This is a genomic window from Kineococcus rubinsiae, from assembly GCF_011839805.1.
Taxonomy (GTDB): Bacteria; Actinomycetota; Actinomycetes; order Actinomycetales; family Kineococcaceae; genus Kineococcus; species Kineococcus rubinsiae.
In genome coordinates this window covers 285318-298758 of record NZ_VWPY01000001.1, presented here as the reverse complement: position 1 = coordinate 298758, position 13441 = coordinate 285318, and the positions used below count along the sequence as shown (strand labels likewise).

The 13441-nt window shown below is 75.8% G+C and carries 14 protein-coding genes; 3 read left to right on the top strand and 11 right to left on the bottom strand.

Annotated features, from left to right (window positions below):
- The first annotated feature begins 65 nt into the window (after positions 1–65).
- Together F1544_RS01445 and F1544_RS01440 are read left to right on the top strand one after the other, a co-directional pair.
- Positions 66–902 (top strand): alpha/beta fold hydrolase, encoded by an 837-nt coding sequence (locus F1544_RS01445; RefSeq protein WP_167581160.1) that lies wholly within the window; start codon positions 66–68, stop codon positions 900–902.
- The gene (locus F1544_RS01440; protein ID WP_167581158.1) at positions 895–1491 is read left to right on the top strand and encodes a TetR-like C-terminal domain-containing protein; all 597 of its coding nucleotides are present in this window, start codon (positions 895–897) and stop codon (positions 1489–1491) included. The genes F1544_RS01445 and F1544_RS01440 overlap by 8 nt, the downstream gene beginning before the upstream one ends.
- A gap of 17 nt (positions 1492–1508) precedes the next feature.
- On the opposite strand, the gene F1544_RS01435 is transcribed toward F1544_RS01440, so the two are convergent.
- From F1544_RS01435 to F1544_RS01390, 10 genes are all read right to left on the bottom strand, one after another.
- Complete coding sequence (locus tag F1544_RS01435) at positions 1509–2366, bottom strand: carbon-nitrogen hydrolase family protein (protein ID WP_167581156.1); 858 nt, start codon at positions 2364–2366, stop codon at positions 1509–1511.
- A gap of 1 nt (position 2367) precedes the next feature.
- Positions 2368–3507 (bottom strand): MSMEG_0565 family glycosyltransferase, encoded by a 1140-nt coding sequence (locus tag F1544_RS01430; RefSeq protein WP_167581154.1) that lies wholly within the window; start codon positions 3505–3507, stop codon positions 2368–2370.
- 2 nt (positions 3508–3509) lie between these two features.
- On the bottom strand, positions 3510–4835 hold the full coding sequence (locus F1544_RS01425) for an MSMEG_0569 family flavin-dependent oxidoreductase (protein ID WP_167581152.1): 1326 nt from the start codon (positions 4833–4835) through the stop codon (positions 3510–3512).
- A 25-nt stretch (positions 4836–4860) separates the two neighbouring features.
- Positions 4861–5160: an MSMEG_0570 family nitrogen starvation response protein gene (locus F1544_RS01420; protein WP_167581150.1), complete on the bottom strand. Its 300-nt coding sequence runs from the start codon at positions 5158–5160 to the stop codon at positions 4861–4863.
- Positions 5153–6049 carry a carbon-nitrogen hydrolase family protein gene (locus F1544_RS01415; RefSeq protein WP_244307593.1) on the bottom strand — a complete coding sequence of 299 codons (897 nt, stop codon included), beginning with the start codon at positions 6047–6049 and terminating at the stop codon, positions 5153–5155. The genes F1544_RS01420 and F1544_RS01415 overlap by 8 nt, the downstream gene beginning before the upstream one ends.
- Positions 6046–7470, bottom strand: a complete 1425-nt coding sequence (locus F1544_RS01410) for an MSMEG_0567/sll0787 family protein (protein WP_167581146.1) — start codon at positions 7468–7470, stop codon at positions 6046–6048. The genes F1544_RS01415 and F1544_RS01410 overlap by 4 nt, the downstream gene beginning before the upstream one ends.
- Positions 7470–8570: an MSMEG_0568 family radical SAM protein gene (locus tag F1544_RS01405; protein WP_167581144.1), complete on the bottom strand. Its 1101-nt coding sequence runs from the start codon at positions 8568–8570 to the stop codon at positions 7470–7472. The genes F1544_RS01410 and F1544_RS01405 overlap by 1 nt, the downstream gene beginning before the upstream one ends.
- Before the next feature lie 32 nt (positions 8571–8602).
- Positions 8603–9157 carry an MSMEG_0572/Sll0783 family nitrogen starvation response protein gene (locus F1544_RS23760; RefSeq protein ID WP_308469817.1) on the bottom strand — a complete coding sequence of 185 codons (555 nt, stop codon included), beginning with the start codon at positions 9155–9157 and terminating at the stop codon, positions 8603–8605.
- Complete coding sequence (locus F1544_RS01395) at positions 9154–10050, bottom strand: amidohydrolase family protein (RefSeq protein ID WP_308469816.1); 897 nt, start codon at positions 10048–10050, stop codon at positions 9154–9156. Before F1544_RS01395 ends, F1544_RS23760 begins: the two co-directional genes overlap by 4 nt.
- Positions 10051–10171: 121 nt before the next feature.
- Positions 10172–11341, bottom strand: a complete 1170-nt coding sequence (locus tag F1544_RS01390) for an FAD-dependent oxidoreductase (RefSeq protein ID WP_167581142.1) — start codon at positions 11339–11341, stop codon at positions 10172–10174.
- A 94-nt stretch (positions 11342–11435) separates the two neighbouring features.
- Here F1544_RS01390 and F1544_RS01385 point away from each other — a divergent pair, with 94 nt between their 5' ends.
- On the top strand, positions 11436–12392 hold the full coding sequence (locus tag F1544_RS01385; RefSeq protein WP_167581140.1) for a helix-turn-helix transcriptional regulator: 957 nt from the start codon (positions 11436–11438) through the stop codon (positions 12390–12392).
- A gap of 55 nt (positions 12393–12447) precedes the next feature.
- Here F1544_RS01385 and F1544_RS01380 read toward each other — a convergent pair whose 3' ends face one another.
- Positions 12448–13380: an NADP-dependent oxidoreductase gene (locus F1544_RS01380; protein WP_167581138.1), complete on the bottom strand. Its 933-nt coding sequence runs from the start codon at positions 13378–13380 to the stop codon at positions 12448–12450.
- Between the last annotated feature and the right edge of the window lie 61 nt (positions 13381–13441).

Below are 13441 nucleotides of genomic sequence, written 5' to 3'. Positions count from 1 at the left end.
TGACGCGTTGGGCGAATGCGACTAGCTTTTAGCTATCAGCATTAGCCAGCACCCAGGAGGACACCATGACCGAGCACCTGAGCATCGACGGCGGCACCCTCGCCTACGACCTGACCGGCGAGGGCCCGCTCGTCGTCCTGGCCCACGGCATGGGGGACAGCCGGCACTCCTACCGCTTCGTCGCCCCGGCCCTGGTCGCCGCCGGCTACCGGGTCGCCAACGTCGACATCCGCGGCTGCGGCGAGTCCAGCCTCGACTGGGAGGGCTACAGCCGCACCGACATCGCCGGCGACCTCGTGGCCCTCGTGCGCCACCTGGGCGGCCCGGCCGTGATCGTCGGGCAGTCGATCAGCGGCGGTGCCGCCACCATCGCGGCCGCCACCGCACCCGGCGAGGTCGTCGGGGTCGTCGAGCTCGCGCCGTTCACGCGCAAGCAGTCGATCGACCTGACCGGGCTGCTGCGGACCGGGCGCTACCGGGCGGGGTCCACGCAGCTGGCCCTGACGATGGCCCTCGGCCGCCTGTCGAGCTGGCGCAAGTACCTCGACCTGGCCTACCCGGCCAAGCCGGCCGACTGGGACGCCGAGATGGCGCGGATCACGACCACGATGGGGCAGCCTGGCCGGATGAAGGTGCTGCAGGCCATGTGCGGGACGAGCCCGGCCGACGCCGGTGCGCAGCTGGCGAACGTCCCCTGCCCGGTCCTCGTCGTCCAGGGCGGCGCCGACCCCGACTGGGCCGACCCCCGCGCCGAGGGCGAGAAGATCCTCGCCGACCTGCCCGACGGTCTCGGCGAGCTCGCGGTCATCGACGGGGCCGGCCACTACCCCCACGCGCAGACCCCGGACGAGGTCGTCGCCCTGGTCCTGCCGTTCCTGGCCCGGACGACCGCCCGTGCCTAGGGCCGGGCTCACGCCGGCCGCGGTGACCGCCGCGGCCGCCGACCTGGCCGACGAGATCGGGCTGACCGGCCTGAGCATGGGCCTGGTCGCCGAGCGGCTCGGGGTCAAGACGCCGTCGCTGTACAAGCACGTGCCCAGCCAGGCGGACCTCACCCACCGGGTCGGCGTCCTGGCCATGGTGGAGCTCGGCGACACCCTGCGCGACGCCCTGCAGGGCCTCGCGGGCCGCGACGCCCTGGCCGCGGGCGCGCAGGCGATGCGCGCGTGGGTGACGGCGCACCCCGGCCGCTACGCGGCCGGGAACGCGGCCCGCTCGAGCGGCCCCGACGACCCGCTGCAGCCGGCCGTCGAACGGGTCCTCGCCTCGTGGGGCGCCATGGTGCACGGCTACCGGCTCGACCCCCGCCAGGAGATCCACGCCCTGCGGATGCTGCGCAGCGTCCTGGACGGGTTCGCGACCTCAGAGGCGGCCGGCGGGTTCCAGATCGACGCCTCCGTCGACGAGAGCTTCGCGTGGGTGATCGACTTCCTCGACCACGGCCTGCGGGCCGTCGCCGCGGCGGACGCCCCGGCGCTCGCGCGCTCCTGACCGCCCCGGCCCGCGGGTCACCGGGGTGGCAGGTCGACGCGGTAGGCGTCGGGACGACGTTCCGCGAGGTGGTGCAGCGTGCGGCGGGCCCGGGCGACCTCGTGCTCGACGTCGAGGGAGACCTCGGCCAGCCCACCCTTGGACCCGGTGCGCGCCAGCACGTCCCCGCCGGGGCCGACCACCTTGGCCTGGCCCAGGAACCTCAGGTTCCCCTGGATCCCCGTCTGGTTCGAGGAGATCCACACGACCTGGTTCTCGGCCGCCCGCGAGGAGTCGTACAGGTCGAAGAGCCGCGACTGCCGGTCCGCCGACAGGCGCGAGACCCGGTCGGTGATGCTCGCCGGCCACGCGGACAGGCACGCGATCGCGTGCGCCCCGGCGAGGGCCAGCGAGCGGCTCGCCTCCGGGAACGTCTTGTCGTAGTCGATCAGCATCCCCAGGCGCCCGGCGGGCGTGTCGAACGCCGCGAAGCCGTCGCCGGCCGAGAGCACCTTCGCCTCGCCCGCGGGCTGGTGGACCTTGCGGTGCCGGCCGAGGACGCCGTCCCCGCTGACGCACACCGCGGCGCTGAACCACGCGGGAGAACCGTGGACGACGTCGACCTCGGTGAAACCCAGGCAGACGGTCATCGGCCCGGCGGCCCGGGCCACCGCGGCGATCTCGGGGGCGTCCACGGCCAGGGCGGGCGGGAGCTCGTCGGCGTGCGGGTCGTCGAGGTCGGAGAGGTAACCGCCCAGGGTGCCGTGCGGCAGCACGAGCAGGTCGATCCCGCCCTCCCGCGCGCCCGCGACGATGCCCAGCGCCTTCTCCACCCCGCGGTCGAGGTCGCGCCCGAAGTGGGCGGCCGCGGCGGCGATGCGGACGGGGTGCGACACCTCATCGAGCGTAGTCGGCACCCGTCGTCCTCCCGGCCGCCACCAGGCGCCCGTAGAGCTCCAGGTGGGCGAGGGCCGCCGCGGACCAGGTGTGGCGGGCCACCAGTTCCGCGCCCGCCGCGCGCCGGCGCCGCAGCTCCCGCGACCCCGGGTCGGTGAGGACGTCGTGCAGCGCGGCGGCGGTGGAGGCCGGATCGGTGGCGAAGGCCGCGGCGCCGTCGAACACCTCGCGCAGGACGGGCAGGTCGCGCGTCACCAGCGGGACCCCGGCGGCCAGCGCCTCCATGGCGGCCAGGCCGAAACCCTCCTTGGTGGAGACGAAACCCATCGCGGCGGCGCCGGCCACGAGGGAGGGCAGGTCGTCGACCGGCACCGGGCCGAGCACGTGCGGGTCGACCCCGAGCTCCCCGGCGAGCCGGTCGAACTCCGCGCGGTAGTCGCGGTAGTCGAACAGGGTCTCGCCGCCGGCGACGACGAGGGAGACGTCGGGCAGGTCGCGCCGCAGCAGGGCCACGGCCCGCAGGAGGTCGGTGCTGCCCTTACGGGGTTCGATGCCGCCCACCGCGACGACGTAGCGCCCGAACCGCGTGCGCCACGCGGAGCGGGCGGCCCGGGCGGCGGGGGTGTCCGCGGCGGCGGCCGCGAACGGGGCGCCGTCCACGCCGTTCGGGATGACGGCGGGGGAGCGGCCCCAGCCCGCGCGCACCTCGGCCGCGACGGCGGCCGAGACGCAGACCAGGGCGTGCGGGGCGACGACGGCCCGCTCGTGGCAGGCCGCGAGCTCCGGCGTCGTGAACGTGTCGAGGTGGTGGACCGTGCGCACGCAGCGCCCGACGGCGTTCGCGCTGATGCAGTCCTGGGCGTGCACGACGTCGTAGCCCGCCGGGTCGAAACCCGCGCGCAGCACCTCGATCGAGCGCAGGATGCGGTGCCCGACGCTCTCGTGCGGCGACGCCTCGAACGGCACGACGCGCACGTCGACGCGCGGGTCGACGGGGCGGAAGAACGTGCCGTCACCGCCGCGGCCGAGCGTCCACACGCTGACCTGCGCCCCGGCCTCGACGAGGGCCTCGGCCAGGGCCAGCGTGTGGACGACCCCGCCGCGGGGCTTGGTGGAGTAGGTGGTCAGCGCGATCCGCACGGTCAGCGCGCGTCCGCGGTCTCGCGCTGCGCGTGCTGCGGCTGGGGGACCCGGGCCGTGGGGCCCGCGACCGGACCTGTCGCGATCTGGTGCGCGGTGATCTGGTCCGCGGTGAACTGCGCGTCGCGGGCGATGCCGGCGAAGCGGCCGGAACCCCACGTGTGCATCCACGGCAGGCCGAGGAAGAACAGTCCTGGGGTTCCCGTGACGCCGCGCGTCTGGCGGGGGCGGCCGCGGCCGTCGAAGACGCCGGGCCCGACCCAGCGGTGGTCGGCGCGGTACCCGACGCTCCAGACCACCGAGGTGATGCCGGCGGCGGCGAGGTCGAGGTCGAGGACCTCGGGGCCCGGCCGCCAGACCGGCCGGTAGCGGTCCTCGACCGGTGCGTCGATGCCCTGCAGGGCGATCCACCGGTCGATCGCGTCCTTGATGCTCTCGGCGACGGAGTCGGCGTGGTCGAGCGCGGCCCCGAGGGTGGGGGAGAACCGGGCCACGCCGTCGCGGACGTCCTCGAGGCGGCCGTGCAGCTGCATCCCCTCGAGGGCGAAGCCGCGCAGGTCGATGTCGCGGCCGCCGTCGCGGCCCGTCATGTAGTGGTTCGTCTTCTCCTGCGCCGCAGCACCACCCGGGACCTCGACCGCCGTGACGTCGTAGGTGCCCATGTCCTCCAGCCAGGCGATGCAGTCGCGCCCGCGGTAGGTGCGGGCGCAGCGGGGCGCGGCGCCCACGGCGAGGTGCACGGTCCGGCCGGCGAGGTGCAGGTCCTCGGCGATCTGGGCCCCCGACTGCCCCGACCCCACCACGAGCACGGCGCCCGCCGGCAGCTGCGCCGCGCCGCGGTAGGCGGAGGAGTGCAGCTGCCGCACGTCGGGGGAGATCCGCTCGGCCGCCCGCGGGACGACGGGCGTGTGGTACCCGCCGGTGGCGATGACGACCTGGTCGGCCGTGAACGTCCCGGCCGTGGTGGCCAGCGTGAACGCGGCGGGGCCGCCCTGCTGCAGGTCGGTGACCTCGACGCCCTCGCGCACGGGGGCCCCGAACGAGCGGGCGTAGGCGGTGACGAAGCGGTGGACCTCGTCGCGGCGCATGAACCCGTCGGGGTCGGTGCCCCCGAACTCCCCGCCGTAGCTCCAGCCGGGCAGGCGGCACTGGAAGTTCGGGGTGACGAGGGTGAACTCGTCCCAGCGGCCGTCGCGCCACTCGTGCGCGACGGTGTCCCGCTCCAGCAGGACGTGGTCGGTGCCGCGCCGGGTCAGGTGCCAGCTGAGGGACAGTCCGGCCTGGCCGGCGCCCACGATGACGACGGCGTGGTGCTCGGGAGTGCTCACGGGGGGCTCCGAGGGGGAGGGACGGTCAGGTCGGGGGAGGCAGCGGCGGTTCGAGGCCCAGGACGCGCACGGGCGCGTCCGGGGCGAAGGTCGCCGCGCGGGCGGTGAGGTCGTCGAGCTGGGCCAGCGCCGAGGTGCAGGTCATGCCGTACCGGGCGCGGACCCGTTCGCTCGCGGTGGTCAGGGCCGTCGCGGCCCGGGCGAGGAACTCGCTGACGGGGTACTCGGCGCCGACGTCGAGGTGGTCGTGGACGACGAGGGAGGGGGAGTAGCAGTGCTGCACGCTCGCATCGGGCCAGCGGACCGTGAACGTCATCTCAGGCAAGGCTCGGGGCCTCCTCGCGGACGGCGTGACCGTTGGGTTCCACGACCGCCCCGTAGACGTCCGGACGGCGGTCGCGCAGGTTGAACATCGCCCGCCGCGCGAGGGCGAGCTCCTGCTCCACGTCGACGTCGGCCACGGCGACCCCGGCCTCGGTGCCCGTGCTGGCCAGCACCTCCCCGCCGGGGCCGACGACCTTGGCGTTGCCCACGAAGCGCAGGGAGCCGAACTCCCCGGCCTGGTTCGCCGCGACCCAGACGACCTGGTTCTCCAGCGCCCGCGCCTGGTCGTAGAGGTCGAAGCGCCGGCGCCAGCGGTCCTGGGCGAGGTCGGCCGCGGCGGCCGTGCGGGACCCGGGCCAGGCGGAGATGCTCACGACGATCCGGGCCCCGTCGAGGGCCGCGGCGCGGGCGGCCTCGGGGAACGCCTTGTCGTAGCAGATCTGCATCCCCATGCGGCCCACGGGCGAGTCGAACGCCTCGAACACCGAACCCGCGGCGTAGGAGAGGTTCTCGCCCAGCGGCTGGTGCACCTTGCGGTGCACGCCGAGGATCCCGTCACCGGTCAGCGCGACGGCGGTGTTGTAGCGGTCGTCGCCGGCGTCCTCGCAGAACCCCACGACGACCACGACGTCCCCCGCGAGCCGGGCCACGCGCCGCAGCTCGGGCCCGTCGAGGCGGAGCGCGGGCGGACCGGAGCGCGTGCGGCGGCTCGAGGCCGTCCCCCGGTCCTCGGCGGAACCCAGGCTGGACAGGTACCCGCCCAGGCACGCCTCGGGGAACGCCACCAGAGCGGTGCCCTCGCCCCGGGCGGTCTCGAGGATCGCGGCCATCCGGGCGTAGGTCGCGTCCAGGTCGCGCCCGAAGTTGTCCGCGACTGCGGCGAGCCTCATGCCTGTCCCCATCCGGTCACGGTGTCCCGGACGGTCCGGGTCACCTCTCCGTCAGGCCAGCGCAGGCTGACCCCGGCCCCCGCCACGAGGCGCCCGCAGGCGGCCGTCGTCGCCGGCCCCGCGGGTTCCGCCCGCCAGCCGGGCCGGGAGGCCGTGACCATCCCGAACCCGGGGAAGCAGGTGAACCAGTCGCCGACGCCCGCGCCGGCGGGGCGGGGGACGGCGGCCACGTCGATCTCGGCGGCGCACCCGCTCGCCTCGGCGAGCATCCCGGTGGTGCCGACGAACCCGGCCATCGAGACGTCCTTCGCGGCGTCGGGCCGCGAGCGGGCGACGAAGGAACCCATGGCGCGCAGCTCCTCCCGGCTCCGGCCGGACGTGGAGTCCCACTGCCCGGAGTGCCCGGGCCGCCAGCCGCCGCCCAGGTCGGCGGTGAGGGACACGACGTCCCCGGCGCGGCCGCCCCCGGCGGGCACCGGGTCGGCCGTGCGGCCCAGGGCCGTGACGGACAGGGCGGCGGCGACGCCGAGCTGGGTGTGGCCGCCGAGGACGCTCACGCCCCACGCGTCCGTCGCGGCCCGCAGGCCGCTGACGATCCGCCGGGCCGCGGCCGCGTCCTGCGCGGCCAGCGCGTCGAGGATCCCGACGGGTTCCGCGCCCATGGCGGCGAGGTCGTTGAGGTTCACGAGGACCGCGCACCAGCCGGCCCACTCCGGGTCGCGCTCGACCAGGGACGGCAGGATCGCGTCGCAGGCCGCCACGAGGTCGCTACCGGGCACGGGTGCCCCGTCGTCGCCGCGGAACCCCCGGCCGCCGAGGGCGTCGGGACCGGTGTCGAGGGCTGCGAGCACCCCCGCCAGCGGGGCCTTCGTGGCGTCCACGAGCCGCTGCACGCGGGCCGTCGGGTGCTGCACCAGCACGTGGGGAGCTCCCTGCACGACGACGTCGCGCAGCCGCTCCCAGCCCAGGCGCCGGAACAGCACCTCGTTGGCCGCCTGGACGGTCGCGTCGAAGCGCAGCGCGCCGAGCTCGTCGGCGTGGGCGCACGCGGCCCGCACGAGGGCGGAACCCGTGCCGCCGAGGGTGCGGGCCTCGCGGCGCACCACGAGGCGGCTGCCGCGCCACCAGCCCAGGTCGGGGCCGGGCACGGCCGGGGCGAGCCGGACCCCGCCCACGACGGTGCCGTCGGGCGCCCGGGCGACGAGGACCCGGCGGCGGGGGTCGTCGTCGACGTCGTCGCGGTCGTCGCCCGCGAACAGGCCCTGCTCGGCGACGAACACCTCCCGGCGCAGCGCCAGGTAGGCCGCCTCCCCGGCACCGTCGGCCACGGTGACCGTGAACGGCGGCCGCTGCCGGGGCAGGCCCGCCAGGACGCTGACCTCGGGAGGCCGCACGAGCGCGTGCGGCGTGAACAGCTGCATCAGGCGCTCAGGTTCTGCAGCACGGAGCAGGCGCCGCACGCCGCGCACCCGGCCATCTGGTCGGCGCCCCGCATCCCGCCGGCCCGCAGCGCCTCCGCCACCCGGCGCGAGACGTCCTCGAGCACCGCGGCCTCCGGGGCGAGGGCGCCGTCCTCGTCGACCGCGAGCGTTCCCGCGAGCGGCCGGAACGGCACGACGAACGGGTAGACGCCCATCTCGACGAGTTCCGCGGCCCCGGCGACGAGCTCGTCCGGGTCCTCGCCGAGGCCCACGAGCAGGTAGGTGGAGACCTGGTTGCGGCCGAAGACGCGTACGGCCTCGCGCCACGCGGCCCGGTACTCGGCCAGCGTCACGGTCGACTTGCCGGGCATCCAGCGGCGCCGGACCGCGTCGTCGAGGGACTCGACGTGGATGCCGATCGAGTCGGCTCCGGCCTCCTTCAGCTCGGTGAGGGTCGCGAGGTCGGCGGGCGGTTCGCACTGCACCTGGACGGGGAGGCCTGGCACCGCCTCCCGGATCGCCCGCACGCACCGGGCCAGGTGCCGGGCGCCCCGGTCCGGCGCCGTCGACGTCCCCGTCGTCAGGACGACGTGCTTGACGCCGTCGAGGCGGACGGCCGCCTCGGCGACCTCGGCCAGCATCGCCGGGGTCTTCACCGCGATGGTCGCCCCCGACTCCAGCGAGGACTCGATGGCGCAGAACCGGCAGCGGTCCGCCGGGTCGTAGCGCGAGCAGGTCTGCACCACGGTCGTGGCCAGCACCTCGCTGCCGTGCAGCCGGGCGATCTTCTCGTAGGGGACGCCGTCGGCCGTGCTCAGGTCGTAGAACGCCGGCCGTCGCACGGGCTCGACGTCGACGCCGAGGTCGGTCACGGCGCCCAGCTCCTCGCGGAGGATGCGCCCGTCCCGGACGAGGTAGGGGCTGTCCGCACGCAGCGGCAGCGCGGTGGCCAGGCCGTCCAGCACGACGTGGCCGTCGTCGCTCGGCCCGGCCCCGCCCGTGCGGCGCACGGGCGCGGCCAGCCGGACCCCGCGGATCGCCAGGTCCACCCGCGTCCTGACGTCCCCGCCCGGGGCCGGGGTCGCGTTCGCGCAGCTCACGGGTTCCTCCCCGTCCTCGTCCGTCCCCCTCCTCAGACCATGTAGGTGGAGTTGATGATCGCGCCCTTGCGCGCGTAGTGGATGACGGCGTCCTGGACGTCGAGCGGGTGGCACGGGATCACGCCGGCGATGAGGTCCTCCTCGCGGTTGCCGTGCAGCGCCAGGCCGAAGCGGCAGCAGTACACCGTCCCGCCCTCGGCGATGAACGTCTCCAGGGCGCCGTTGATGTTCTGCTCGCCGGGGAACCCCGAGTCGCCGACGGTGGGGAACCCGCGGGTGGCGATGCAGTTCATCGACCCGGGCCCGTAGAAGTAGATGGCCGAGTCGAACCCCTTGCGCAGGGCGCGGGTGGCCTGCAGGACGGCGACGAAGCTGACCGAGGACTCGTGGGCGATGCCGTGCACGAGGGTGAAGTAGGTCTCCCCGCCCTCGGCCTGGTAGTCGGGGAACACCTTGGTCGTGCCGTAGATGTTCGTGCCCTTGGGCTGGCTGGGGTGCGGGATCTCCGCGAGGGACGCGGCGATGTTCGCCGCGATGAGCGCGTCGACCTCGGTGGTGGTCGCGGGGGAGGTGGTGGTCTGGGTCACGTCGAGCTCCTCGGGGTTGTCGCTGCTGCGGTCGTTCCGGTGGTGCCGCCCGTCGCGCGGGGTGGACGGGAGTACAGGGTGGAGAAGTTGTCGCGCAGGAACATCCGCGCGAGCTCGCCGTCCCCGGCGGCGGCCTGCAGGCGGGCGAGCTCGCCCGCGTGGTCGCCCCAGGGCTCGTCGCTGGCGAACAGGACGCGGTCGGCGCCCATCCCACGCCGCTCGACCTCGCGGGCCAGCCAGCGGGGGGCGAACCCGATGGCCCAGCTCGTGTCGGTGTAGACCTTCTTGCCGGCCTCGATCCAGTCGAAGAACCGGCCGCTGATGAGCTTGATGTGCGCGCTCATCCCGCCGCCGAGGTGGACGAGGTGGATGCGGACGTCGTCGCCGTAGCGCTCGACGAGCTTGCCGACCTCGTCGATGTCCGAGGCCGCGCCGGGGGAGGTGTGGACGTGGACGACGAGGTCCCGGTCGCGGGCCGTGGCGAAGATCCTCTCCAGCTGCGGCTGCGAGGTGGGGTCGTCGACGCCACCGCCCAGCAGGAAGCTCGTCTTCAGGGCGACGACACCGGCCTCGCCGGCCAGGGCCAGGGCGGCGTCGGTGAGGGCCGCGTCCTGCGCCCGCGGCGACGTCCACAACCCGCACACGAACCGGTCGTCCTTCGCCGTGGTCTCCAGGACGAGGTCGTTGAGGGCGAAGGAGGCCTCCGCGACGGGGACGCCGTAGTTCGGCAGCAGCAGGGCCCGCTCGGTGCCCTCGGCGTCGAGGTCCGCGAGCAGGTCCGCGATCTCCTCGCGCGCCGTGGTGTCGGGGTTCACGGGCGGGCCGCCGTAGAACGGGTACGCGGGCAGCCGGCCGAGGTGGCGGTGCGCGTCGTGCGTCCGGGACGGGGTCACGACGAGCAGTCAACGCAGGAACTGTTTCCGGCTGGTCACCACCGGATCAAGTCTGGGTTTCGTGCGCCTCACACCCTCCGCGGCGGCCGGTACGTCCGTCCTCCGCGGAGGGTCGCCCGGGTCAGGCGCTGGAGGGTGCGGAGCGGCTCGCCGCCCCGGCCGCCGCGAGGCCCGCGACCGTGAACCGGGCGGGGCCGCCGGAACCGGTGACGACGTCGGCCGCCAGCTCGCCGAGCACGGGGGCGAACTTCGCCCCGTGACCCGAGCACGGCGACAGCAGGGTGATCCCGTCGACGCGGTCGATCAGGAAGTCCTCGGTGGGCGTGCTGGTGAACAGGCACGTCGACTCGGCGTAGGGCTCCGGGACGAGCCCGGGCAGGTACCGCTCGACGTGGGCGGTGACGCGCGCGCGGTTCGCCGGGTCGACGACGCCGTCCTGCGCGGCGGCCGAGCGCAGCGGGCGGCCCGCGGCGAACTCGGCGACCTTCTGGCCGCGGAAGCCCGCGTCGCGACCGCCGGGCAGGGTGTAGTGGTCGACGCCGTCGTCGCCGTGGATCGTCGTCGGCCAGCCCCGGCCGTCGGCGACCGGCTCGCGGTAGGGGAAGTGGAAGGTCTGCTCCTGGGTGACGCGCAGGGGCGGGACCCGGTCGAGGAAGCCCGCCGGCAGGGGCAGGCGCCCGAGCAGGCCGGGCAGCCAGCCGCCGGCGGCGACCACGACCCGCTCGGCGTCGAGCACCCGGCCGTCGGTGCTCGTGAGCCGGTACCCCGTCGCCGTCGCGACCACGCGCTCGACGTCCCAGCCGGGGAGGACCTGCGCCCCGTGCCGCGCGGCGAGCTCGAGCTGCGCGGTCACGGTGCTCTCGGCGTCGACCACCCCGGCGCCCGGGTGCCAGAGCACGTCGGTCTCGACGGCGATCCCCGGCCAGCGCTGCTGCGCGGCGGCGCGCCCGAGGAGCTCGTGCTCGACGCCGCACGCGGCCAGCACCGCGGCCAGGGCCACCGGGTCCCGGGTGGCGCCGTGGTCCAGCGACCCCGTCGGGGTGACGAGGCGCCGGCCGCTGAGGCGTTCCAGCTCGTCGAAGCCGTCCTTCGCGCGGACGACCAGGTCGGTCCAGAAGCGGTCGCGGTAGGCGTAGCGGAAGATGCGCGCGGAGCCGTGCGAGCTGCCGTCCGGGGCGGCGGGCCGGGTGCGCTCCAGGACGGTCACCTCGTGCCCGCGCCGCGCGAGGCTGTGCGCCGCGGCCGAGCCGGCGAGCCCCGCACCCACGACGACGTGACGGGTGCTGGTCATGGCGTCATCGTCCCCTGCGCCGCGAGGGGTGCCCCACCGGTACACCCCTGCGCAGGGACTCGCCGGGGCCCGGACCGGCGCCTACCGTCGCAGCATGGACAACCGCGCCGAGGTCCGCGACTTCCTCGTCACCCGCCGCGCCAAGGTCAGCGCGGCGCAGGCGGGGCTGCCGGAGGGCGGGCCGCGGCGGGTCCCCGGGCTGCGCCGGGCGGAGGTCGCCTCGCTCGCCGGGGTGAGCGTGGAGTACTACGCGAAGCTCGAACGCGGTGCGCTGGGCGGGGTCTCGGCCTCGGTGCTGGAGGGCCTGGCCCGCGCGCTGCAGCTCGACGAGGCGGAGCGCGCCCACCTGTTCGCCCTCGCGCAGGCCGCGGAGGGCACCAGCGCCCTGGCCCGGCCGCGCCGGCGTCCCACCGCCTCCTGGGTCCCGCGCCCGAGCCTGCAGTGGACCCTGGACGCCATCACCGCCCCGGCGATCGTCGTCAACGGGCGGATGGACCTGCTGGCCGCCAACGGCCTGGGCCGGGCCATGCACTCCTCGGTGTACGAGTCCCCGCACGCCGCCCCGGCCGGGGGCCCGCCCAACTTCGCCCGCTACACGTTCCTGGACCGCGACGGGCGCCGGTTCTACCCGCACTGGGACACGGCGGCCGCCATCTGCGTGGCCATCCTGCGCACCACCGCGGGCCGCGACCCCGCCGACAAGGAGATGCACGACCTCGTGGGCGAGCTCTCGACCCGCAGCGAGGAGTTCCGCCGGCTCTGGGCCTCCCACGACGTGCGCCACCACGGCACGGGGACGAAGACGTTCCACCACACCGCCGTCGGGGACCTCGAGCTCGCCTACGAGTCCACGGACGTGGTCGCCGAACCGGGGCTCGTCCTGACCGTCTACACCGCCGAGCCCGCCAGCCCCACCGCGGAGCGCCTGGGGCTGCTGGCCTCCTGGGCCGCGACCGAGCTCGCCGCCACGCCGCCGGACGGTCCGCTCGCGCTCGACGGGACGCTGACGCGGTCCTCCCGCGCCACCCCGACGGCGCACCCGGACCGGTGACGCCGCCGCGGGTCGGCCCCCGGCCGCGGTCCGCCGCCGGAGGCTGACCCGCCGCTCACCCGGCCAGGACGACGACCTTCCCGGCGATGCGGCCGGCGGCCGCCTCCGCGTGCAGGGCGGGCAGGCCGGCCAGCGGGATGCGGCGGGTGACCTCGACGTGCAGCGCCCCGGCGTCCACCAGGGACACGAGCTCGGCGAGGCGCTCGCGCTGGGGCCGGACGAAGACGGTCGCCGCGCGGACGCCGCGCGCCTCGTCGCCCGGCGTGGGGATGAAGGCGGTGGTGCTGACGACCGCGCCGCCGTCGCGCACCAGGGACACGAGCGCGGTGAAGCGCTCCGGCTCGAGGGGCGCGAGGTTGAGCAGCACGTCCACCTGCTCCCCGACGACGTCGAGCAGGTCGTCGCGGGTGTGGTCGACGACCTCGTCCGCGCCGGCGGCCCGGACGGCGTCGGCGCTGCGCGGGCTCGCGGTCGCCACGACGTGCACGCCCGCGCGCTCCGCCAGCGCGACGGCGTACTTGCCGACGACCCCGCCGGCCCCGACGATCAGTACCCGCTGACCCGCCTGCAGGCCTCCGTCGTCGAAGAGGGCCTGCCACGCCGTCAGCGCCACCGACGGCAGGGCGGCCGCGTCGGTGAGGGGGATGCTCGTCGGGGCCGCGACCAGCGCCCCGGCGGGCGCGACGACGTGCTCCGCGGCGCCGCCGTCGCGCTCCATGGGCAGGAACCCGATCACTTCGTCCCCGACCGCGAGGCCCTCCACGCCCTCCCCGAGCGCGTCGACCGTGCCGGAGACGTCGTAGCCGGGCACGTGCGGGAGGACGACCGGGATCGGCAGGAACCCGCCGCGCATGCCGTTGTCGGCGGCGTTGTAGGCCGAGGCCGCCACCCGGACCCGCACCTGCCCGGCCGACGGGGTGGGCACGGGGACCTCCTCCTCCCGCAGGACCTCGGGGCCGCCGACCTCGTGGAAACGGACTGCCTTCATCGCTGGACTGCTCCTGTCGCGGGGTGGTCGTGGGACGTCGCCTCCGCGGGACGGGTCACGG

What these genes read in the sequence shown, in the direction of transcription:
- F1544_RS01445 (WP_167581160.1), top strand. Translation starts at nt 66, where the DNA reads ATGACCGAGCACCTGAGCATCGACGGCGGCACCCTCGCCTACGACCTG.
- F1544_RS01415 (WP_244307593.1), bottom strand. Translation starts at nt 6,049, where the DNA reads ATGAGGCTCGCCGCAGTCGCGGACAACTTCGGGCGCGACCTGGACGCG.
- F1544_RS01410 (WP_167581146.1), bottom strand. Translation starts at nt 7,470, where the DNA reads ATGCAGCTGTTCACGCCGCACGCGCTCGTGCGGCCTCCCGAGGTCAGC.
- F1544_RS01390 (WP_167581142.1), bottom strand. Translation starts at nt 11,341, where the DNA reads ATGACCAGCACCCGTCACGTCGTCGTGGGTGCGGGGCTCGCCGGCTCG.
- F1544_RS01385 (WP_167581140.1), top strand. Translation starts at nt 11,436, where the DNA reads ATGGACAACCGCGCCGAGGTCCGCGACTTCCTCGTCACCCGCCGCGCC.
- F1544_RS01380 (WP_167581138.1), bottom strand. Translation starts at nt 13,380, where the DNA reads ATGAAGGCAGTCCGTTTCCACGAGGTCGGCGGCCCCGAGGTCCTGCGG.